Source organism: uncultured Paracoccus sp., assembly GCF_937873615.1.
Taxonomy (GTDB): domain Bacteria; phylum Pseudomonadota; class Alphaproteobacteria; order Rhodobacterales; family Rhodobacteraceae; genus Paracoccus.
On the sequence record NZ_CALMYP010000015.1, the window covers coordinates 126,646 to 146,582 of the forward strand.

25 protein-coding genes are annotated in these 19,937 nt (G+C 64.6%); 12 read left to right on the forward strand and 13 right to left on the reverse strand.

What is annotated here, in order from left to right; translation table 11 throughout:
* Nucleotides 1–13: 13 nt before the first annotated feature.
* The 3 genes from Q0330_RS04175 to Q0330_RS04185 are packed head-to-tail and all read right to left on the reverse strand — an operon-like array spanning nucleotide 14 to nucleotide 2,675.
* On the reverse strand, nucleotides 14–1,375 hold the full coding sequence (locus Q0330_RS04175) for a glutamine synthetase family protein (RefSeq protein WP_299474871.1): 1,362 nt from the start codon (nucleotides 1,373–1,375) through the stop codon (nucleotides 14–16).
* A complete protein-coding gene (locus Q0330_RS04180) occupies nucleotides 1,372–1,977 on the reverse strand; it encodes an FMN-binding negative transcriptional regulator (RefSeq protein WP_299474874.1) in 606 nt (201 codons plus the stop codon). Before Q0330_RS04180 ends, Q0330_RS04175 begins: the two co-directional genes overlap by 4 nt.
* Entirely contained in the window at nucleotides 1,977–2,675 is a 699-nt protein-coding gene (locus Q0330_RS04185; RefSeq protein ID WP_299474877.1) for a type 1 glutamine amidotransferase, read from the reverse strand. Before Q0330_RS04185 ends, Q0330_RS04180 begins: the two co-directional genes overlap by 1 nt.
* 90 nt (nucleotides 2,676–2,765) lie before the next feature.
* Between Q0330_RS04185 and Q0330_RS04190 the strand changes: the two genes are divergently transcribed.
* The 11 genes from Q0330_RS04190 to Q0330_RS04240 all read left to right on the forward strand — a co-directional run bounded on the left by Q0330_RS04190 (nucleotide 2,766) and on the right by Q0330_RS04240 (nucleotide 11,997).
* The gene (locus Q0330_RS04190; protein WP_299474880.1) at nucleotides 2,766–3,545 is read left to right on the forward strand and encodes an ATP-binding cassette domain-containing protein; all 780 of its coding nucleotides are present in this window, start codon (nucleotides 2,766–2,768) and stop codon (nucleotides 3,543–3,545) included.
* A gap of 22 nt (nucleotides 3,546–3,567) precedes the next feature.
* Entirely contained in the window at nucleotides 3,568–4,347 is a 780-nt protein-coding gene (locus Q0330_RS04195; RefSeq protein ID WP_299474883.1) for a transporter substrate-binding domain-containing protein, read from the forward strand.
* A 47-nt stretch (nucleotides 4,348–4,394) separates the two neighbouring features.
* A complete protein-coding gene (locus tag Q0330_RS04200) occupies nucleotides 4,395–5,273 on the forward strand; it encodes an ABC transporter permease subunit (RefSeq protein WP_299474886.1) in 879 nt (292 codons plus the stop codon).
* Complete coding sequence (locus Q0330_RS04205) at nucleotides 5,270–6,094, forward strand: ABC transporter permease subunit (protein ID WP_299474889.1); 825 nt, start codon at nucleotides 5,270–5,272, stop codon at nucleotides 6,092–6,094. The genes Q0330_RS04200 and Q0330_RS04205 overlap by 4 nt, the downstream gene beginning before the upstream one ends.
* On the forward strand, nucleotides 6,095–7,429 hold the full coding sequence (locus Q0330_RS04210; RefSeq protein WP_299474892.1) for a glutamine synthetase family protein: 1,335 nt from the start codon (nucleotides 6,095–6,097) through the stop codon (nucleotides 7,427–7,429).
* Nucleotides 7,430–7,536: 107 nt separating this feature from the next.
* The gene (gene dusA / locus Q0330_RS04215; RefSeq protein WP_299474895.1) at nucleotides 7,537–8,550 is read left to right on the forward strand and encodes a tRNA dihydrouridine(20/20a) synthase DusA; all 1,014 of its coding nucleotides are present in this window, start codon (nucleotides 7,537–7,539) and stop codon (nucleotides 8,548–8,550) included.
* Nucleotides 8,547–9,353, forward strand: a complete 807-nt coding sequence (locus Q0330_RS04220) for a sulfite exporter TauE/SafE family protein (RefSeq protein WP_299474898.1) — start codon at nucleotides 8,547–8,549, stop codon at nucleotides 9,351–9,353. Before dusA ends, Q0330_RS04220 begins: the two co-directional genes overlap by 4 nt.
* 10 nt (nucleotides 9,354–9,363) lie before the next feature.
* Nucleotides 9,364–10,695, forward strand: coding sequence for a 3-phosphoshikimate 1-carboxyvinyltransferase (gene aroA / locus Q0330_RS04225; RefSeq protein ID WP_299474901.1), 1,332 nt, complete (start codon nucleotides 9,364–9,366; stop codon nucleotides 10,693–10,695).
* A gap of 67 nt (nucleotides 10,696–10,762) precedes the next feature.
* Nucleotides 10,763–11,140 carry an NADH:ubiquinone oxidoreductase subunit NDUFA12 gene (locus tag Q0330_RS04230; RefSeq protein ID WP_299474904.1) on the forward strand — a complete coding sequence of 126 codons (378 nt, stop codon included), beginning with the start codon at nucleotides 10,763–10,765 and terminating at the stop codon, nucleotides 11,138–11,140.
* 27 nt (nucleotides 11,141–11,167) lie between these two features.
* On the forward strand, nucleotides 11,168–11,620 hold the full coding sequence (locus Q0330_RS04235) for an outer membrane lipid asymmetry maintenance protein MlaD (protein ID WP_299474907.1): 453 nt from the start codon (nucleotides 11,168–11,170) through the stop codon (nucleotides 11,618–11,620).
* On the forward strand, nucleotides 11,617–11,997 hold the full coding sequence (locus Q0330_RS04240) for a DUF2155 domain-containing protein (RefSeq protein ID WP_299474910.1): 381 nt from the start codon (nucleotides 11,617–11,619) through the stop codon (nucleotides 11,995–11,997). Before Q0330_RS04235 ends, Q0330_RS04240 begins: the two co-directional genes overlap by 4 nt.
* Here Q0330_RS04240 and aat read toward each other — a convergent pair.
* From aat to hisA, 7 genes are all read right to left on the reverse strand, one after another.
* Nucleotides 11,961–12,590 (reverse strand): leucyl/phenylalanyl-tRNA--protein transferase, encoded by a 630-nt coding sequence (gene aat, locus Q0330_RS04245; RefSeq protein WP_299474913.1) that lies wholly within the window; start codon nucleotides 12,588–12,590, stop codon nucleotides 11,961–11,963. The genes Q0330_RS04240 and aat overlap by 37 nt on opposite strands.
* Nucleotides 12,587–13,936: an acetyl-CoA carboxylase biotin carboxylase subunit gene (gene accC / locus Q0330_RS04250; protein ID WP_299474916.1), complete on the reverse strand. Its 1,350-nt coding sequence runs from the start codon at nucleotides 13,934–13,936 to the stop codon at nucleotides 12,587–12,589. Before accC ends, aat begins: the two co-directional genes overlap by 4 nt.
* 7 nt (nucleotides 13,937–13,943) lie before the next feature.
* Complete coding sequence (gene accB / locus Q0330_RS04255) at nucleotides 13,944–14,468, reverse strand: acetyl-CoA carboxylase biotin carboxyl carrier protein (protein ID WP_299474919.1); 525 nt, start codon at nucleotides 14,466–14,468, stop codon at nucleotides 13,944–13,946.
* Between the two features lie 218 nt (nucleotides 14,469–14,686).
* Nucleotides 14,687–15,010, reverse strand: coding sequence for a phosphoribosyl-ATP diphosphatase (locus Q0330_RS04260; protein WP_299474922.1), 324 nt, complete (start codon nucleotides 15,008–15,010; stop codon nucleotides 14,687–14,689).
* Nucleotides 15,007–15,768, reverse strand: coding sequence for an imidazole glycerol phosphate synthase subunit HisF (gene hisF, locus Q0330_RS04265; protein WP_299474925.1), 762 nt, complete (start codon nucleotides 15,766–15,768; stop codon nucleotides 15,007–15,009). Before hisF ends, Q0330_RS04260 begins: the two co-directional genes overlap by 4 nt.
* A 39-nt stretch (nucleotides 15,769–15,807) precedes the next feature.
* A complete protein-coding gene (locus Q0330_RS04270) occupies nucleotides 15,808–15,993 on the reverse strand; it encodes a hypothetical protein (protein WP_299474928.1) in 186 nt (61 codons plus the stop codon).
* Nucleotides 15,994–16,009: 16 nt separating this feature from the next.
* The gene (gene hisA / locus Q0330_RS04275; RefSeq protein ID WP_299474931.1) at nucleotides 16,010–16,729 is read right to left on the reverse strand and encodes a 1-(5-phosphoribosyl)-5-[(5-phosphoribosylamino)methylideneamino]imidazole-4-carboxamide isomerase; all 720 of its coding nucleotides are present in this window, start codon (nucleotides 16,727–16,729) and stop codon (nucleotides 16,010–16,012) included.
* A gap of 161 nt (nucleotides 16,730–16,890) precedes the next feature.
* On the opposite strand from hisA, the gene Q0330_RS04280 reads away from it, so the two are divergent.
* Entirely contained in the window at nucleotides 16,891–17,274 is a 384-nt protein-coding gene (locus Q0330_RS04280) for a DUF2147 domain-containing protein (RefSeq protein WP_299474934.1), read from the forward strand.
* Between the two features lie 36 nt (nucleotides 17,275–17,310).
* Here the strand turns inward: Q0330_RS04280 and hisH are convergent, their stop codons facing one another.
* The 3 genes from hisH to Q0330_RS04295 are packed head-to-tail and all read right to left on the reverse strand — an operon-like array spanning nucleotide 17,311 to nucleotide 19,931.
* On the reverse strand, nucleotides 17,311–17,946 hold the full coding sequence (hisH, locus tag Q0330_RS04285) for an imidazole glycerol phosphate synthase subunit HisH (RefSeq protein WP_299474937.1): 636 nt from the start codon (nucleotides 17,944–17,946) through the stop codon (nucleotides 17,311–17,313).
* On the reverse strand, nucleotides 17,946–18,530 hold the full coding sequence (gene hisB / locus Q0330_RS04290) for an imidazoleglycerol-phosphate dehydratase HisB (RefSeq protein WP_299474940.1): 585 nt from the start codon (nucleotides 18,528–18,530) through the stop codon (nucleotides 17,946–17,948). The genes hisH and hisB overlap by 1 nt, the downstream gene beginning before the upstream one ends.
* 45 nt (nucleotides 18,531–18,575) lie before the next feature.
* Nucleotides 18,576–19,931, reverse strand: coding sequence for a potassium transporter TrkG (locus tag Q0330_RS04295; protein WP_366518299.1), 1,356 nt, complete (start codon nucleotides 19,929–19,931; stop codon nucleotides 18,576–18,578).
* Nucleotides 19,932–19,937 lie beyond the last annotated feature (6 nt).

A 19,937-nucleotide genomic window follows, 5' to 3' on the forward strand; every position in this document is an offset into this window, starting at 1 on the left:
CGGTTGCCGCAGGTCAGACATTCAACAGCAGATGTTCCCGCTCCCACGGCGAGATCACTTGCAGGAATTCCTTGTATTCGTTGCGCTTTACCGATTCGTAGACATCGACGAATTCGGAACCCAGCACCTCGCGCATGGGGGCGCTCTCGCTCATGATATCCAGCGCGTCGCCAAGGGTCAGCGGCAACTCGTCTTCCGAGATATAGGCGTCGCCAAGGCATTCCGGGCGCGGCTCCTTCGCCTCGATCAGGCCCAGATAACCGCAGGCGAGGCTGGCGGCGATACCCAGATAGGGGTTGCAATCCATCCCCGCGAGGCGGTTTTCCACCCGCCGCGCCTCGGGGCCGGAGATCGGGACGCGCAGGCCCGTGGTCCGGTTGTCGCGGCCCCATTCGAGGTTGATGGGTGCGGCGAAATCCGGGACATAGCGGCGATAGGAGTTCACGTAAGGCGCCAGCAGCGCCACGGCGGCGGGCAGGTGATTCTGCATCCCGGCGATGAAATGCAGGAATTGCCGGGCTTCGGCGCCTTTGGCATCGGAAAAAATGTTCTGCCCGCTGGCGATGTCGATCACCGAATGGTGGATATGCATGGCCGAGCCGGGCTCGCCCTCGATCGGCTTGGCCATGAAGGTCGCATAGCAGTCGTGGCGCAGCGCGGCCTCGCGGATCAGGCGCTTGAAGAAGAAGATCTCGTCGGCCAGCCGCACCGGGTCGCCATGGGCGAGGTTGATCTCGATCTGGCCGGCGCCGCCTTCCTGCAGGATGCCGTCGATCTCGAAGCCCTGCGCTTCGGCGAAATCGTAGATGTCGTCGATGACCTTGCCGTATTCGTCCACCGCCGACAGCGAGTAAGCCTGTTTCGCCGCCGCCCGCCTGCCGGAACGGCCCATGGGCGGGATGATCGGCTGATTCGGGTCGGTATTGCGGGCGACGAGGAAGAACTCCATCTCGGGTGCGACGATGGGCCGCCAGCCCTGTGCCTCGAACAGTCCGACGACGCGCCTCAGCACGTTGCGCGGCGCCACCGGCACCGGCTGGCCCTGCTGGTCATAGACATCGTGGATGACCTGCAAGGTGAAATCCGCCGTCCAGGGCGCGGCGGTGGTGGTCGAATAGTCCGGGGTCAGGATCATGTCGGGTTCGGTAAAGGCACCCGAAGGGTTGTCGGCCCATTCGCCGGTGATGGTCTGCAGGAAGATCGAGTTCGGCAGATAGAATTTCTCCTGCCGGGCGAATTTCGAGGCCGGCATGGCCTTGCCACGCGCCACGCCGGCCATGTCGGCGACGATGCATTCGATCTCGTCCAGTCGGCGACCGTCGACATAATCCTGCGCCGCCTGCGGGGTCTGTTCCAGCCAGTCGGGACTGTTCATTTTGCCCCCGATGCCACAGCGGCAAGAGCAGGGTGGCTGCTGGCGAGCGCTGCGGCAAGGCCCGCGCGATCCGCCTCGATCCGGTTCTGGCCGGCCTTCCATTTGCCCTGCATCTCGCTCACCTCGATTTCCAGCCCGACGATGCCGCGCAATTGCGAGGCGACGAATGTTTCGGGCGCATCGGACACGGCCCATGGCTCGGGCCGGTCGCTTTCCATCTGGTCGGTCAGCGCGTCGATCTGGGTGCGCAACCAATCTGCATCGGCCATCAGCCGTGCCGTCCCGCGCGCCTGCACCATCAGGTAGTTCCAGGTCGGCACAACCTTCCCGGTCTGCCGCTTGGTCGCATACCAGCTTGGCGTGACATAGCTCTGCTCGCCCTGAAAGACGACGAGGACCGGGTTGCCGGCCTCGATCTCGGCCAGTTGCGGATTGGCACGGGCGAGATGGGCGCGCAGGGTCTTGCCGATCAGTTCGAACGGCAGCGCATTGGCGGTGGGGCCGGATGCGCCTGCCGTAATCAGCAGGCCCAGAGGGTTGGCGCGGATCAGCGCCGCCAGAATCTCGGGCCGGTCCTCGGCGAAGGCGGGCGGGCAATACATCAGGCGGCCCCCTGCCGGTCGGCCACGGCCTCGCGGAAGAAGGCGGCGATGCGGGCCGCGATCGCGTCGCTGTCGCGCTTGCCGCCCATGCCGGCGCGGGCCCGGTCCAGAAGCGGGGTCGGCACGACGCCGATGGCGCGGGTCTCGATCAGGCCCTGAACGAAACTGTCGGTGAATTCCGGGTGCGGCTGCACGGTGAAGGCCCGGCCCGGATAAAGCAGCGCCGCATTGGCGCAGAAATCGTTCTGCCCGACCACGCGCGCGCCCTCGGGCAATTGCGTCACCTGATCCTGATGCCAGGCGTTCAGGGTCAGGGTCTCGCCCTCGAAATCGTATTCCTTGGCGCCGACCGACCAGCCTTCGGCATATTTCTCGACCTTGCCGCCAAGGGCTTGGGCGATGATCTGGTGACCGAAGCAGATGCCGACCATGGGCACGGCCTCGGCATAGGCCTCGCGGATGAAGTCTTCCAGCGGCGGGATGAAGTCATGCGCCTCATAGGCGCCGTGGCGCGCGCCGGTCAGCAGCCAGCCATCCGCGTCATGGACCGAGGCCGGAAACTCCATCCCCTCGACATGGTAATTGCGGAAGGTGAAACCGGATTCGGCCAGCAGCCGGATGAACATGTCCGGGTAATCGCCTGCCTGATCTTTCAGCGCTTCGGGCGCCTGCCCGCATTGTAGGATGCCGATTTGCATTTTCTTGCCATCTCGTTGCGTCGCCACCAGATTAGGCGGCGCATGAAGGCGTTGCAATCCGGCACGAAATCGCGCCAGATACCCCTCAGCATGAGTGACACGAACGTACCCGTTATCGAGATCCGCGACCTCTACAAGGCCTATGGCCAGTTGGAGGTGCTGAAAGGCGTGTCGCTGAGCGCGCCGCGCGGCCATGTCGTCAGCCTGATCGGCTCCTCCGGTTCGGGCAAATCGACGCTGCTGCGGTGCTGCAACCTGCTGGAAAACAGCCAGAAGGGCGAGATCCTGTTCTCGGGCGAGCCAGTGGCCTGGAAGGGCGATGGGCTGGCCCGCACACCCGGCGACCGCGCGCAGGTCACCCGCATCCGCACCCAGCTTTCCATGGTCTTCCAGCAGTTCAACCTTTGGTCGCACATGACCATCCTGCAGAATGTGATGGAATGCCCGGTCACGGTGCTGGGCCAGCCGAAGGACGAGGTCGAGGCCCGCGCCCGCAAGCTACTGGACAAGGTCGGCATCGGCGACAAGGCCGAGGCCTGGCCGGCCATGCTGTCGGGCGGCCAGCAGCAGCGCGCGGCAATCGCACGGGCACTGTGCATGGAACCCAAGGCGCTGCTCTTCGACGAGCCGACAAGCGCGCTCGACCCTGAATTGCAGCAGGAGGTGGTGCGCGTCATCAAGGACCTCGCCGCCGAACATCGCACCATGATCATCGTGACGCATGACATGCGGCTGGCCGCCGATGTCAGCGATCATGTCGTCTTCCTGCATCAGGGACGGATCGAAGAAGAAGGTCCGCCCGATCAGGTCTTCGGCGCGCCGAAATCCGAGCGGCTGCGCCAGTTCCTCAGCGCCACCATGGCGGTGTGATTTACCAACAGGAGAGAAAATAGTGAAAAAACTGATGCTTGCTGCAGCGACCCTGGCTCTCACCGCCGGTCTTGCCGCCGCCGCCCCGGTCCGTATCGCCTCCGAGGGCGCCTATCCTCCCTTCAACCTCGTCAACGACAAGGGCGATCTCGACGGGTTTGACATCGCCGTAGGCAACGAGATCTGCAAGCGGGCAGAACTGGAATGTGTCTGGGTCAAGAATGACTGGGATTCGATCCTGCCGAACCTGAAATCGTCGAATTACGATGCCATCATGGCCGGCATGTCGATCACCGATGAGCGGAAACAGGAAATCGACTTTACCCAGAACTACTTCCCGCCCACGGCCTCTGCCTATGCCGCGCTGTCGGCTGACGCCAATATCGGCGATGGCGCCGTCGTCGCAGCCCAGACGGCGACCATCCAGGCCAGCTATGTCGCCGAATCGGGGGCCACGCTGCTGGAATTTGCCACCCCTGACGAGACCGTCGCAGCGGTCCGCAATGGCGAGGCCGATGCGGTCTTCGCCGACAAGGACTTCCTTGAGCCCGCCGTGGTCGAATCGAATGGCGAACTGTCATGGGTTGGCGAGAATGTGCCGCTTGGCGGCGGCATCGGCGTCGGTGTGCGCCAGTCCGATACCGAATTGCGTGACAAGATGGATGCCGCCATTGCCTCGATGAAGGAAGATGGCACGCTGAACGGTATTATCGACGCATGGTTTGGCGAGGGCGCGCTGTATTACGGCGCCGATGGTCAGGCGGTCGGCAAGGCCGACGCCAAGATCACCCCGGTAAACTGACGATGGCGCCCCGCCGCCCGCGACGGGCTGGCGGGGCGTGACCCGTGATGTTCGAGTATTGCGCCGATCCCAAATCGCTTGAGGGCCTGCAATGGCTGTCCTGCTACCTGACGACAGGCACGCATCTGCGCTTCTATGCCAGTTTTGGTACCGTGCTGATGCTTCTGGCGATCACCGCGCCCATCGCGTTGCTGTTCGGCTTCGGCGGGGCGTTGGCGTCGCGTTCGCTGATCGCGCCGGTCCGGTGGTTCGGCAAGATTTATACATCGATGGTGCGGGGCGTGCCCGACATCGTCTTCTTCATGTTCGTGCCCATCGCGCTCGATCAACTGTTCGAATATCTGCGCTCACGAGTCTATTGCGACGCCTCGGTGCCGGTCCGGCAAGGCAATGATTTCGTTGTCTGCGCGGCGGCGAAACTGCCGCGAGCGGATGCCGCCGCCTGGGTCTTCGATGTCTATGGCATGTTTCTGGCGGTGCTGGCCTTCGCGCTTGTCTTCGGGGCCTTCGCCTCGAACGTGCTTTACGGCGCCATGCAGTCGGTGCCCCGCGCCCAGCTTGAAACCGCCGAGGCTTACGGCATGACCCAACGTCAGGTCACCCGCCGGGTGCTGATCCCGCAGATGTGGGTTTACGCCGTGCCGGGCCTGTCGAACCTGTGGATGATCCTGATCAAGGCCACGCCGCTTCTGTTCCTGCTCGGGGTCGAGGATATCGTCTATTGGGCGCGCGAGCTTGGCGGCTCGAAAACCCAGTCCTATGCCTATCCGCATCCCGACTGGCGGCTTTACTATTTCCTCGTCATCCTGGCCTTCTACCTGCTGATGACGGCGGTGTCCGAGCGTGTGCTGGCCCGTGTCTCGCGCCGGCTTTCGCTGGGTCAGGCGACGATGGCCGGCGAGGCGATGCGAAAGGCCGCGACATGAGCTGCGTCCAGACCATCGCCGATTACGGCCTGCGCTCCATCGGGATCGGCGAACGCCTGCTGCCGCGTGGCGATTTCGATCTGTGCACGCAGGTGACGCTGATCGGCTCGGGCATGTTGTGGAACCTATACTTCGGCACGCTCTCGGTGATTTTCGGCTTTTTCATCGCCAATGGCCTGGCGCTGGCCAAGGCGTCCGAAAACCCCTGGCTGCGCAAGCCCGCCGACGGGTTCATCTTCCTTTTCCGGGGCAGTCCGCTGTTCATCCAGTTCTTCCTCGGCTACCAGCTTTTCGTGCTGCTGCCGCGCGCGGGCATCGAACTGTTCGGCATCACCGTCGCCACCGGCTGGCTGACCAAGGCCTGGGCCGGGGCGCTGATCGTGCTGATCCTGAACACCGCCGCCTATTCGGCGCAGATCTTCCACGGCGCGCTGCAATCGGTCCCGAAGGGCGATATCGAGGCTGCCGACGCATACGGCCTGACCGGCTGGAAGAAGTTCCGCCGCGTGGTCTGGCCAACGATGATGCGCCTCGCCTGGCCGTCCTATACCAATGAGGCGATCTTTCTCTTTCACGCCACGACGCTGGTCTTCTTCTCCAGCTTTCCGGCTTTCGCCCAGCAGGGAGATTCGCTCTATTACGCGAATTACCTTGCCGACAAGACCTTCAATCCTTTCGTCGCCTATCCGATCGTCGCGGCTTATTTCATCCTGCTGACATTGTCGCTGATCGCGATCTTCGGGATCGTCAACCGACGCCTGAACCGCCATCTTCCCGGGGCCACGCAAAAGATAAGATACCGCCCCAAACTGATCAGGTGAATGATGAACTGGCTGGCCGAACACCCCGAAGTGCGCACGATCCGTGTCGCCGCTGCCGATCTGAACGGCGTGCCGCGCGGCAAGCGCGTGCCGGCGCGTTTCGCCGAAAAGCTGCTCAGCGAGGGGACAAAATTCCCCTATTCGGTGCTCAACATGGATATCTGGGGCGAGGATATCGAGGGCAGCCCGCTGGTCTTCGAATCCGGCGACCCCGATGGGCTCTTGATGCCGACCGAGCGCGGCTTCATGCCGATGCCCTGGCTCGACGCGCCCTCCGCGCTGCTGCCGATCTGGATGTTCCACCCCGATGGCCGCCCCTATGAGGGCGATCCCCGTCAGGCGCTGGCGCGCGTCGTCGAGCGTTACAAGGCGGCGGGCCTCACCCCGGTTGTGGCGACCGAGATGGAATTTTTCATCATCGACGATTCCGGCAAGACCCTGCGGGTGCCGCCCTCGCCCCGTTCGGGCAAAAGGCGCACCGGGGCGGAAACCCTCAGCCTGCGGGCGCTGGATGCGTTCGATCAGTTCTTCACCCAGCTTTACGATGCCTGCGAGGCGATGGACATTCCCGCCGATACCGCGATCTCGGAAGCTGCGCTCGGCCAGTTCGAGATCAACATGATGCATCAGCCGGACCCGCTGAAGGCGGCGGACGATGCCTGGTTCTTCAAGATGCTGACCAAGGGCGTCGCCCGCCAGTTCGGTTTCGCCGCCAGCTTCATGGCCAAGCCCTATGATGTCTGGTCCGGTTCCGGCCTGCACATGCATTTCTCGCTGCTCGATGCCGAAGGGCGGAACCTTTTCGACGACGGGACCGAAAAGGGTTCGGCGATGATGCGCCATGCGGTCGCGGGGATGCTGCGCGCCATGCCCGGCTCGACCCTGGTCTTCGCGCCGCATGAGAACAGCTATGACCGGCTGGTCCCGAACGCCCATGCCCCGACCGGCATCGGCTGGGCCTATGAGAACCGGACCGCCGCGATCCGCATCCCGGCCTCCGGCCCCAAGGCCCGCCGGATCGAGCATCGCGTGGCGGGCGGCGACGTGAACCCCTATCTGATGATCGCCGCCGTCCTTGGCGCTGCGCTGAACGGGATCGAGGACGCGCTGGAACCGCCCGCGCCCTTCGAGGGCAATGCCTATGACAAGGACCTCGCCCAGCTTCCCGGCACCTGGTCCGAAGCCATCGAAACCTTCGCCGCCTGCGACGAAACCAAGCGCATCTTCCCCCAGCACCTGATCGACAACCTGGTCATGACCAAGCGGCAGGAGTTGCACTACATGGCCGAACTGACCGATGAGGAAACCGTCGAGTTGTATCTCGATACGGTGTGATTGATCCGCCGATATGTTCGTGATCGGGACGCCGCCTTTGACGGGTCGAAATCCGGGATGAACGAGCGTATGGGGTCAGTTGGCGACAACGGCTGAGCGACGCGTGAATGACGGGCAATAGAAAAGTGGACAATTTTCCACCACATAGAGTTTCCGTCGCGCCGATGATGGACTGGACGGATCGTTACTGCCGCGGATTTCACCGCGTCCTGACACGGAATGCGCTGCTTTATACCGAGATGGTCACCGCGCCCGCGATCATCCACGGACCGCGCGACCGGCTGCTGGGGCGCGATGGCGGCGAAAGCCTGACCGCGCTTCAGATCGGCGGTTCCGACCCCGAGGAATTGCGCCGCGCCACCGCCCTTGCGGCACCTTACGACTATGACGAGATCAACCTGAATGTCGGCTGCCCCTCGGACCGGGTGCAGTCGGGCTGTTTCGGGGCGGTGCTGATGAAGACGCCCGATCTGGTCGCCGATTGCGTTGCCGCCATGATCGCCGAAAGCCCGGTCGAGGTGACGGTGAAATGCCGGATCGGCGTCGACGATCAGGACCCCGAGGCAGTGTTGCCCGATTTCCTGTCGCGCATTCGGAATGCCGGGGTCAAGCGCGTGACGATCCATGCCCGCAAGGCCTGGCTGGAGGGGCTGTCCCCCAAGGACAACCGAGAGATCCCGCCGCTCGACTATCCGTTGGTGCATCGGATGGTAGCGCTTTTCCCCGATATGAGCATCTCGATCAATGGCGGCATCACGGCTGACATGATCGCGGATCAGTTGCAGGTCATGGATGGCGTCATGATCGGTCGTGCCGCCTATCATCAGCCCTGGGACAGCCTCGGCGCGGCGGATGCGCTTTGGGGCGATACCCCTCCCTTCGACGATCCTGTCGATGCGGCTTTGGCCATGCGCCCGCAGATCGCGCGCTGGCTGGAGGAAGGCGCGCGGATCCACAATATCAGCCGCCACATGCTCGGCCTCTTCCATGGCCGGCCCGGTGCGCGACTGTGGCGGCGGACCCTCAGCGAGGGCGCCTCGAAGGCCCAGAGCCCGGCCGAGGGGCTTGCACTTTACGCCGCCGCATTGGATCAGGTGCAGGACGCGATGGAGGCCTCATGACCGACCTGATCCTGCCCGCCCTGACCCTTGCCGTCGTCGGTGCCTTTGCCGGCGTGCTGGCCGGGCTTCTGGGCGTGGGCGGGGGCATCGTGCTGGTGCCGGCCTTCCTCTATCTGTTCAGCACCTCCGGCTATGGCTCGGACGACCTGATGCAGATCTGCCTGGCGACCTCGCTGGCGACGATCATCGTCACCTCGGCACGGTCGGTCATGGCCCATAACCGCAAGGGGGCGGTCGACTGGCAGGTGCTGAAGGACTGGGCGCCGGGCATCATGTTCGGGGCGGCGGTCGGGGTGATGCTGGTCTCGTCGCTGCGCACCCATACCCTGCAGATCATCTTCGGCGTGCTGGTGGTGGTGATCGCCACCTATATGATGATCGGCAAGAGCAGCTGGCGCCTGGCCGAGGACATGCCGCAGGGGCCGGTCAAATATGTCATGGCCGGGCTGACCGGCTTCGTCTCGGTGCTGCTGGGGATTGGCGGCGGCTCCATCGGGGTGCCGATCATGACGCTGCATGGCCGGCCGATCCACCGTGCCGTGGCCACGGCGGCGGGTTTTGGGGCGCTGATCGCGCTGCCCTCGGCGCTGCTGTTCCTGTTCACCCCGACCGAGAACGCGCCCCCCGGCACCATCGGCGCGGTGAATATACCGGCCTTCCTGATCGTCATCGCCATGACGCTTCTGACCGCACCGCTTGGCGCCGCGCTGGCGCATCGGCTGGATGCGAAGATGCTGAAGAAGGTCTTCGCCGTTTTCCTGATGCTCGTGGCGCTGAATATGCTACGCAAGGCCCTGTTCTGAAGGAGGCACCATGTCGAATGCGCCCGCTCAACCGATGTCCGCGCGCCGCTCTGGCGCGCTGTCGGGCACGGCCCTGATCCCCGGCGACAAGTCGATCAGCCACCGCGCGCTGATCCTTGGCGCGCTGGCGGTGGGCCGGACCCATGTCACCGGTCTGCTGGAAGGGCAGGACGTGCTGGATACGGCCAAGGCCATGCAGGCCTTCGGCGCGACGGTGGAACGGCTCGGTCCCGGCGAATGGATTGTCGATGGCGTCGGCGTCGGTGGCTTTGCCGAGCCTGCGGGGGTGATAGATTGCGGCAATTCCGGCACCGGCGTGCGACTGATCATGGGGGCGATGGCGACGACGCCGATCACCGCCACCTTCACCGGCGATGCCAGCCTGTCGAAGCGCCCGATGCGGCGCATCACCGACCCGATCAGCCTGTTCGGGGCCGAGATCACATCGCGCGAGGGCGGGCTTCTGCCGGTCACCATCAAGGGCGCAGAGGAAGCCGTGCCGGTCACCTATCGCACCCCCGTCGCCTCGGCCCAGATCAAGTCGGCCGTGCTGCTGGCGGGGCTGAACGCGCCCGGTCATACCGTGGTGATCGAGGCCGAACCCACGCGCGACCATTCCGAACGGATGCTGGCGGGCTTCGGGGCCAGCATTACCACCGAAACAACCGATGAAGGCCGTGTCATCACCCTGACTGGCCAGCCGGAACTGCGCGCGCAAAGCGTTGCCGTGCCGCGCGACCCCTCCTCGGCTGCCTTTCCGGTTGCCGCAGCGCTGATCGTGCCGGGATCCGAGATCCGGGTGAACGGCATCAGCCGCAACCCGACCCGCGACGGGCTTTATGTCACGCTGGCCGAAATGGGCGCCGATCTGACCTGGGAAAACGACCGCGAGGAAGGCGGCGAGCCGGTGGCCGATCTGGTGGTGCGTCACTCGGCCCTGAAGGGCGTGACCGTCCCGGCGGAACGCGCCGCCAGCATGATCGACGAATTCCCGATCCTTTCGGTGATCGCGGCGATGGCCGAAGGCGACACGGTGATGAACGGCGTGGCCGAGCTTCGGGTGAAGGAATCCGACCGTATCGACGCCATGGCCAAGGGGCTGCGCCTGAACGGGGTCGAGGTCGAGGAGACCCGCGACAGCATGACCGTCCGTGGCCAAGGCCGCATTCCCGGCGGCGGCGCGCCGGTCGAAACCCATCTCGATCACCGCATCGCCATGTCCTTCCTTGTCGCCGGTCTGGCGGCGGAAGCGCCGGTCACGGTCGATGACGGGGCGGCGATTGCCACCTCTTTCCCGGATTTCGTGGCGCTGATGCAGGGGCTCGGTGCCGACCTGCGCTAATCGCGCCACTGGACCAGAGCCGCGCTTTGCGGCATAGACAGATCGAGAGACCCGAAGGAGTGCGCCCATGTGGATCGTCGACCGTATCCTGACCTGGTGGAGAGGTCAGACCCTGAACACTCAGGTGTGGACCGCGCTTTACGGCGAGAAGGTCGGCGAGGACGAGCAGGGTAATATCTATTACCAGTCCAAGAAGGGCGACCGCCGCTGGGTGATCTTCAACGGCGAATCCGAGGCAAGCCGGGTGCCGGTCGAATGGCATGGCTGGCTGCACCACACCTTCAAGGAACCGCCGACCAAGGACCCCTTGCCGCGCCGCGACTGGGAACTTCCCAGCCAGATGAACATGACCGGCACCGCGCAGGCTTACCGGCCGCAATCCTCGGTCTATCGGGCCGAGCCGGCACCGCGCAGCGATTACGACGCTTGGCAACCGGATCAATGATCCCGCAGCGATCCGGGGCGCACCAGCATGAGTGACGACAGCCGGGCCGAACTGTTTGCCGGCGGCATCGTGCTGGCGGTGGCGGCGGGGTTTCTGCTGCTGGCCGCCGGTCCCCGGCTGATGCCGGGCGGCGGCTATGACCTGATCGCCGCCTTCCCCAATGTCGAAGGTATCGAGACCGGGTCCGAGATCCGCATGGCTGGTGTCCCGGTCGGTCGCGTCACCGAGATCAGCCTGAACCCCGAAACCTACCTGGCCGAAGCGAAGCTGCGCCTGCGCGACGGTGTCGTGCTGCCCACCGATTCGGCGGCGGTGATCCAGTCCGACGGCCTGCTGGGCGGCGCCTATCTGGAGCTTCAGGCGGGCGGCAGTCTGGACAACCTTGCCCCCGGCGACGAGATCGAGGATGTGCAGGGCGCGGTCAGTCTTCTGTCGCTGATGATGAAATTCGTCGATTCGCAAGCGAGTAACACCGAATGAAACCCGTCTTCGTCCCCCTCGCCGCCGCCCTTCTGGCCGCGCAGGCCGTTGCCGTTCTGGCCCAGCCCGCGGGCGTCCAGACCACGCACGGCAATGGTGCCGTGCTGCGCGCGCTCGACAAGGTTTCCAGCAATATCACCGATCTTCAGCTTGCCCCCGGCGAAGCGGCCGAGGTCGGTCGGCTGACGGTCCGGCTGGGCGAATGCCGCTACCCGACCGAGGACCCCAATTCCGACGCCTATGCGCAGATGGTCATCACCGACCGCAGCAGCGGCGCGACCCTGTTCGACGGCTGGATGATCGCCTCGTCGCCGGCGCTCTCGGCCCTGGACGATGCGCGCTACGATGTCTGGGTGCTCGGCTGCCAGAGGGCCTGAGCCTCGGGCAGAGGGCGCGAGCGGATATCGACATCCTGCCGGATCGCCCGTGACAGCCGGCGCAGATAATCCGCGCGCGGGATGGTCTGGCCGCCCATGCTGGCCAGATGCTCGGTCGGATATTGGGTGTCGAACAGCGTGAAGCCGCAGCCCGCCAGATGCGCCGACAGCCAGATCAGCGCCGCTTTCGAGCCATTGCGCCGGGCCGAGAACATGCTTTCCCCGAAAAACGCCCCGCCGAGGCTCAGCCCGAAAATGCCGCCGACGATCCGGTCGCCGTCGCGGATTTCCATCGAATGCGCGTGGCCGATGGCGTGAAGCTCAAGGTACAGCGCGGTCAGGGGCGCATTGATCCAGGTGTCGCCGGGCCGGGCGCAGCCTTGGACAACGGCCATGAAGTCGCAGTTCAGCGTCGCGTGCCAGCCGCTTTGCCGCAGGTGCCGGCGCATACTGCGCGAGACATGAACCCCGCCGACCGGCATGATGCCGCGCTCGACCGGGTCGAACCAGTGCAATTCGGGGTCTTCGGCGGCGGCGGCCATGGGGAAGATGCCATTGGCATATCCCCACAGCATTTCGCGCGCGGTGATCAAGCCGGGGCGTTCTCGCTCAGCCAGCGTTCCAGCCAGTGAATCGAGTAGTTGCCCGACTGGATGTCAGGCTCCTGCAGCAGGGCCTGGAACAGCGGCATGGTGGTATCGACACCGTCCACGATCAGCTCGGACAGGGCGCGGCTCAGGCGCGCAAGCGCCTCGTTGCGGTCGCGGCCATGCACGATCAGCTTGCCGATCAGGCTGTCATAATAGGGCGGAATGACATAGCCGTCATAGATCGCGCTGTCCATCCGCACACCCAGCCCGCCCGGGGCGTGGAACTGGGTGATCTTGCCGGGCGAGGGGCTGAAATTCGGCAGCTTCTCGGCGTTGATGCGGACTTCGATGGCATGGCCGTTGATGTCGAGCTTGTCCTGATCCAGTTCCATCGGCTCGTCGGCGGCGACGCGGATCTGTTCGCGCACCAGGTCGATGCCATAGATCGCCTCGGTCACCGGATGCTCGACCTGAAGACGGGTGTTCATCTCGATGAAATAGAACTCTCCGTCCTCATAGAGGAATTCGATGGTGCCGGCACCGATATAGCCCAGCTTCTTCATCGCATCGGCGCAGATATTGCCGATACGCTCGCGTTCTTCGGGCGTGATCGAGGGGCCGGGGGCCTCTTCCAGAACCTTCTGGTGGCGGCGCTGCAGCGAGCAGTCGCGCTCGCCCAGATAGACCGCATTGCCTTTGCCGTCGCCGAAGACCTGAATCTCGATATGGCGCGGCTTTTGCAGGTATTTCTCGATATAGACATCGGGGTTGCCGAAGGCGGCCTTGGCTTCCGAACGCGCGGTGCGGAAGGCGACCTCAAGCCCCTTTTCGTCATGGGCGACCTTCATCCCGCGCCCGCCGCCGCCGGCGGTAGCCTTGATGATGACCGGATAGCCGATCTCGCCGGCGACCTTCTTGGCCTCGTCGACATCGTTCACGCCGCCGTCAGAGCCGGGAACGACCGGAATGCCCAGATGTTTCGCGGTGTCCTTGGCGGTGATCTTGTCGCCCATGATGCGGATATGTTCCGCCTTGGGGCCGATAAAGGTGATGTCGTGATCTTCCAGCATCTGCGCGAAGGCGGCGTTTTCCGACAGGAAGCCATAGCCGGGATGGACGGCCTGGGCGCCGGTGATCTCGCAGGCGGCGATGATCGCGGCCGGGTTGAGATAGCTTTCCGAGGATGGATTCGGCCCGATACAGACCGATTCGTCGGCCATGCGCACATGCATGGCATTGGTATCGGCGGTCGAATGGACGGCGACGGTCTGGATGCCCATTTCCCGGGCGGCACGGATCACGCGCAGCGCGATCTCGCCCCGGTTGGCGATCAGGATCTTGTCGAACATCCGGGCCTCATTCCACGACCATCAGGGGCGCGCCATATTCGACCGGCGTGCCGTCATCGACGAGAATGCGCTTCACCGTGCCGGATTTGGGCGAAGGGATGTGGTTCATGGTCTTCATCGCCTCGACGATCAGCAGGGTGTCGCCCTCGCTGACCTGCTGGCCGATGGTGACGAAGGGCGCGGCCCCCGGTTCCGCCGAAAGATAGGCGGTGCCGACCATGGGCGAGGTGACCGCGCCGGGCAGGTTCGCCGGATCGTCCGAGGTGGCGCCGGGCGTTGCCGTCGGCGTGGCCGGGCTTTGCGGGGCGGCGGCCGGCGCGGCATGGGCCATCGGCGCATGGGCCGGGGCTGCGGATTGCACCACCACCTGCTTGCCATGCTTGGACAGGCTGACGGTCAGCCGGTCATGTTCGCCATATTCGCGCTTGACCGACAGTTCGGACAGTTCGCTGCTGTTCAGAAGCTCGGCCAGAGATTCGATGAAAGCGACATCGCCCTCGTGGTTCTTGCCGGATTTACCGAATGCGGTCATGAGGATCCTCTGCCTTGTGTATTCCGCGTCTGCCGCGCGGTCGATTTGAACGGCTTATACCAAGGAACCCTGGGTAAGGAAAAGCAATTTGGTTCCTCGCCTTGCGTCTGGACTTAGAAATCTCTGGCATGAATATCAAGAACATGACGGCAAAACGCCGCGTTGCATCGCGCCGGTAGCCTGCGGGTCGGCTTTGCGGTGCCTGCGGGACAGGGTTCTCAGCCGCCGCGGCTGGCCTTCTCTGCGATGCCAGAGCGGCCTTCGCGCCGGGCCAGTTCGGCGGCCACATCGGCAAGGCTCAGGTCCCGTGCGGCCAGCATGACAGCAAGGTGAAAGACCGCATCCGCCGCTTCCGAGGTCAGCTTCTCGCGGTCGCCTTTCACCGCCTCGATGATGGCTTCGACGGCTTCCTCGCCGAATTTCTCGGCGCATTTTTCCGGCCCCTTGGCCAGCAGCTTCGCCGTCCAGCTGGACTCGGGATCGGCTTCCTTGCGGGTGGAGATGGTGGCGTCCAGCCGGGCGAAGGCGTCGTAATCGCTCATGTCAGCCTCACGGGGATGCCGGCGGCGGCCAGATGGGCCTTGGCCTCGCCCACGGTGAAGGTGCCGAAATGGAAGATCGAGGCGGCCAGCAATGCGCTCGCATGGCCCTCGGTCACGCCTTCGACCAGATGTTCCAGCATCCCGACCCCGCCCGAGGCGATCACCGGAATATCCACCGCATCGGCCACGGCGCGGGTCAGGGGCAGGTTGAAACCGGCCTTGGTGCCGTCCCGGTCCATCGAGGTCAGCAGGATCTCTCCTGCCCCCTTTTCCGCAACCAGCCGGGCGAATTCGACCGCGTCGATGCCGGTGGGCTTGCGGCCGCCATGGGTAAAGATCTCCCATTTGCCGGGCGAGACGGTCTTGGCGTCGATGGCGCAGACGATGCATTGCGAACCGAAACGGTCGGCGGCCTCGGCGATGACATTCGGATCGGCCACGGCGGCGGAATTGAAGGACACCTTGTCGGCCCCGGCCAGCAGCAGGGCCCGGACATCGTGATGCGTCCTGACCCCCCCGCCCACGGTCAGCGGCACGAAGCACTGTTCGGCGGTGCGGGTGACCACGTCGAACATGGTGCCGCGATTTTCGTGGGTGGCATGAATGTCGAGAAAGCAGATCTCGTCGGCGCCGGCGGCGTCATAGGCTTTTGCGGCCTCGACCGGGTCGCCCGCGTCCACGAGGTCGACGAAATTCACGCCTTTCACGACCCGGCCATCGGCCACGTCAAGGCAGGGGATGATGCGTGTCTTCAGCATGAGCGACAGATAACCCGCGCGCGGGGTCAGGGGAAGGGGTCAGCGCTTGTCGGGGCCGCGCATGATCAATGCATGGAACAGCACCGCCCCCGCCGCGCCAAAGACGATTGCCCAGAACAGGTTGCCATTTGCCATTTCGAACATCGCCCAGCCGAAGGGCAGGGCGACACAAAGGATGCGCACCCAGAGCTTGCGGAAAAACGGATGATTGGGATCGACCAGCATGTTCCGCCCTTTCTGCCTAAGCCTTCAATGCCGTCAGCGCCGCGCCCAGATCCAGCGCCCCGTCATAAAGCGCCCTCCCCGAGATCGCCCCGGCAATAGTGCCGGTATCGCGCAGCCGGATCAGGTCAGCCATGGACGAGACCCCGCCCGAGGCGATGACCGGGATCGAGACGGCGCGGGCAAGCGCCTCGGTCGCCTCGACATTGGGGCCGGCCATGGCGCCGTCGCGGTCGATATCGGTATAGATGATGGCGGCGACGCCGGCATCCTCGAAGCTGCGGGCGAGGTCGGTGGCCTGGACCGTGGTTTCCTCGGCCCAGCCCTTTGTGGCGACAAAGCCCTTGCGGGCGTCGATGCCGACGGCGACCTGTCCGGGGAAGGCGGCGGCGGCCTTGCGAACGAGATCGGGATTTTCGACCGCGACGGTGCCGAGGATGACTCGTTTCAGGCCCTTTTGCAGCCACATCTCGATGGTGGCCATGTCGCGGATGCCGCCGCCGAGCTGGGCGGGGATGTCGGTCGCGGCCAGGATCGCCTCGACCGCCGCCGCATTCACCGGCTGGCCGGCGAAGGCGCCGTTCAGATCGACCAGATGCAGCCATTCGGCCCCGGCATCCTGAAAGGCGCGGGCCTGGGCTGCGGGATCGGTGCCGAAGACGGTCGCGGCCTCCATGTCGCCGCGCAAAAGGCGCACGCAATTGCCGTCCTTGAGGTCGATGGCGGGGTAAAGGATCATCGGCGCGCTCCGCTCTGGTTCAGCGCGGCTTTGCCATATGCGGGGGCCGGGGGCAAGCAAGGCGGAAGCCGCGTCATGCGAGGTGGCGACCCCACGTCAATCTTGCGGGAATCGCCGCGCTGTCTTCTGATCCGTGCAAACGGATCTCTGGGAGGAAGACCATGAAGACATTCGCACTTGCCGCAGCCTTCGGGCTGATCGCTGCCGCCGCATCCGCCGACCCGATCGAGGGGCTGTGGCAGACCCAGGCGGATGAGGGCGCCTTTGCCCATGTCCAGATAACGCCCTGCGGCGGCGCGTTCTGTGGCACCATCACCCGCACCTTCAAGGACAAGACCGAATACCAGTCGCCCAATATCGGCAAGCAAATCGTCATCGACATGGTTCCGCAGGGCGGCGGCGACTACAAGGGCCGCGTCCTGCGCCCCGCCGATAACAAGGTCTATAACGGCAAGGCCACGGTCAGCGGCAATGCCATGGCGCTGTCGGGCTGCGTGGCCGGCGGGTTGATCTGCAAGAAGCAGAGCTGGGCACGGCTGCAATAGGCGGCGGTCCCGGATCGGGCGGCCCGGCCTGAAAGCTCAGGGTCGCCAGTTCAGGAAATTCTCGATGATGCGCAGACCCACGGCCTGCGATTTCTCCGGGTGGAACTGGGTGCCGACGATATTGTCGCGTCCGACGATGGCCGTGACCGAGCCGCCGTAATCGACATCGGCCAGCAGATGCGCCGGATCTTTCGGGTGGAACTGCCAGCTATGGACGAAATAGGCGTGATCGCCGGTCGCAATACCGTCCAGCACCGGGTGGGCGCCGCGCAGCCGCAGATCGTTCCAGCCCATATGCGGCACCTTCAGGCCCGGCTCTGAAGGTCGTATCAGGTCGATCTCGCCCCCGATCCAGCCAAGGCCCGGAGTGTCGCGATATTCATGCCCGATATCGGCCAGCATCTGCATGCCGACGCAGATGCCCATGAAGGGCACGGCGCGGGCTTCCACCGCGTCGCGCAGGACCTCGACCATGCCGGGCACGGCCTCCAACGCGGCCTTGCAGGCCGGGAAAGCGCCGTCGCCGGGCAGGACGATCCGGTCGGCCTTGCGCACGATTTCCGGGTCCGATGTCACCACGACCTCGGCCCCCGCCCTTTGGCCCATCAGGGCGAAGGCCTTTTCCGCCGAATGCAGGTTGCCGCTGTCGTAATCGACAAGCGCCACCCGCATCAGAGCGCCCCCTTGGTCGAGGGCAGGGTATCGTTCCGGGGATCCGGCTCGACCGCTTCGCGCAGGGCGCGGGCGACGGATTTGAAGGCGGCCTCGGCGATGTGGTGCGAATTGATGCCGTGGAGCGCATCGACATGCAGCGTGATGCCGCCATGGGTCGACAGCGCCTGAAAGAATTCGCGCACCAGCTCGGTGTCGAAACTGCCGATCTTCTGGCTTGGGAATTCGACATTCCAGACCAGATAGGGCCGCCCCGACAGATCCAGCGCCGAACGCACGAGTGCATCGTCCATGGCCAGCAGGAAGCTGCCATAGCGCCGGATGCCCTTCTTGTCGCCAAGCGCCTGCACCAGAGCCTGACCGAGCGCGATGCCCACATCCTCGACCGTGTGGTGATCGTCGATATGCAGATCGCCCTTGGCGCGCACGGTCATGTCGATCAGCGAATGCCGCGACAGCTGGTCCAGCATGTGATCGAAGAAGCCGACCCCGGTCTGGTTGTCATAGACCCCGGTCCCGTCGAGGTTCACACGAACCTCGATCCGGGTTTCGGCGGTGTTGCGGGTGATCTCTGCCTGGCGCATCGCTTATCCCTTCATTGCCCGCCGCTTATAGGCCCTGGGCGCGGATCAGCCAAGATGCACCTGTCCCTCGGGGTAACGGACCCGCGGCATGGTCCGGGTGGCAAGGAAGAAGCCCAGCGTCAGCGGCCCGACCCGGCCCAGGAACATGATGACGATGATGACGATCCGGCCGAACGGGGACAGATCGCCGGTATAGTTGCGGCTGAGGCCGGTATTGCTGAAGGCGCTGGCGACCTCGAAGCTGATATCCAGAAACTGGCCGTCATGGGTCGCGGCCATCAGGAAGACGCTGATGAAGTTCAGCATGGCGGCGATGGCGATCAGGGCCATCACCTTCAGCACCTCGTCCAGCCCGATGGAGCGTCCGAAGGCCCAGATCTCGGTCCGGCGGCGGAAGAAGGCCAGCGTTGCCAGCAGCATGACCATCATCGTCGTGACCTTGATCCCGCTCGCCGTCGAGGTCGGGCCGCCGCCGATGGTCATCAGCGCGATGTAAAGCAGCGAGGTCGAATCGTGCAGCCCGCCGATATCGGTGGTGGAAAACCCCGCCGTGCGCGTAGTCACACCCTGAAACCAGGCCACCGTCAGCCGCGAGATGGGCGAGGAGAACTGCGCCAGCGTCTTCGGGTTGTTCCATTCCAGAATGGCGGTCAGCCCGACCCCCAGCACGATCAGCGCCAGCGTTCCGACCAGCATGAGCCGGGTGTGCAGCGTCCAGCCGCGCCAGAATTTCCGGTGCTGGACATCCATCACCACCAGATAGCCGAGCCCGCCGAAGATGAAGAGGGCGGGGATGACGATATTGATGATCGGATTGATCGGATAACGAGTCAGCCCCTCGGAAAAGGTCGAGAAACCGGCATTGTTGAAGGCCGAAATCGAATGGAAGATCGCGTGCCAGCCGCCCCGGATCAGCCCGAATTCCGGCACGAAGACCAGGCAAAGCAGCATCGCCCCGATGATCTCTGCGGCCAGCACGGCACGGAAGATCTCGGCCACCATGGCGGTCAGCTTGTTGAACGAGGTCTGGTTCAGGTCCTCGCGCAGATAGCTTTTATGGGTAAGTCCGATCGGCATCCCGAGCGCCGAGAAGACCAGCACCGCAAAGCTCATCAGCCCGAGCCCGCCGAGCTGCACGAGGATCAGCAGGATCAACTGGCCCCAGAAGGTCAGCACATGCTCGACATCGATCACCGAAAGCCCGGTCACCGTGACCGCCGAGGTCGAGGAGAACAGCGCCTCCAGCATTGTCAGCGGTCGGGTCGCGGCAAAGGGCAGCATCAAGGCCAGCCCGCCCATGACCACAAGCGCCAGATAGGACAGCGCCAACACTGCCGGCGGCGGCATCCGGTTGAGGCGGTGCCGCAGCAGGCGCAGCAGCTTGTTGGACCGATTGCTCAACTTGTT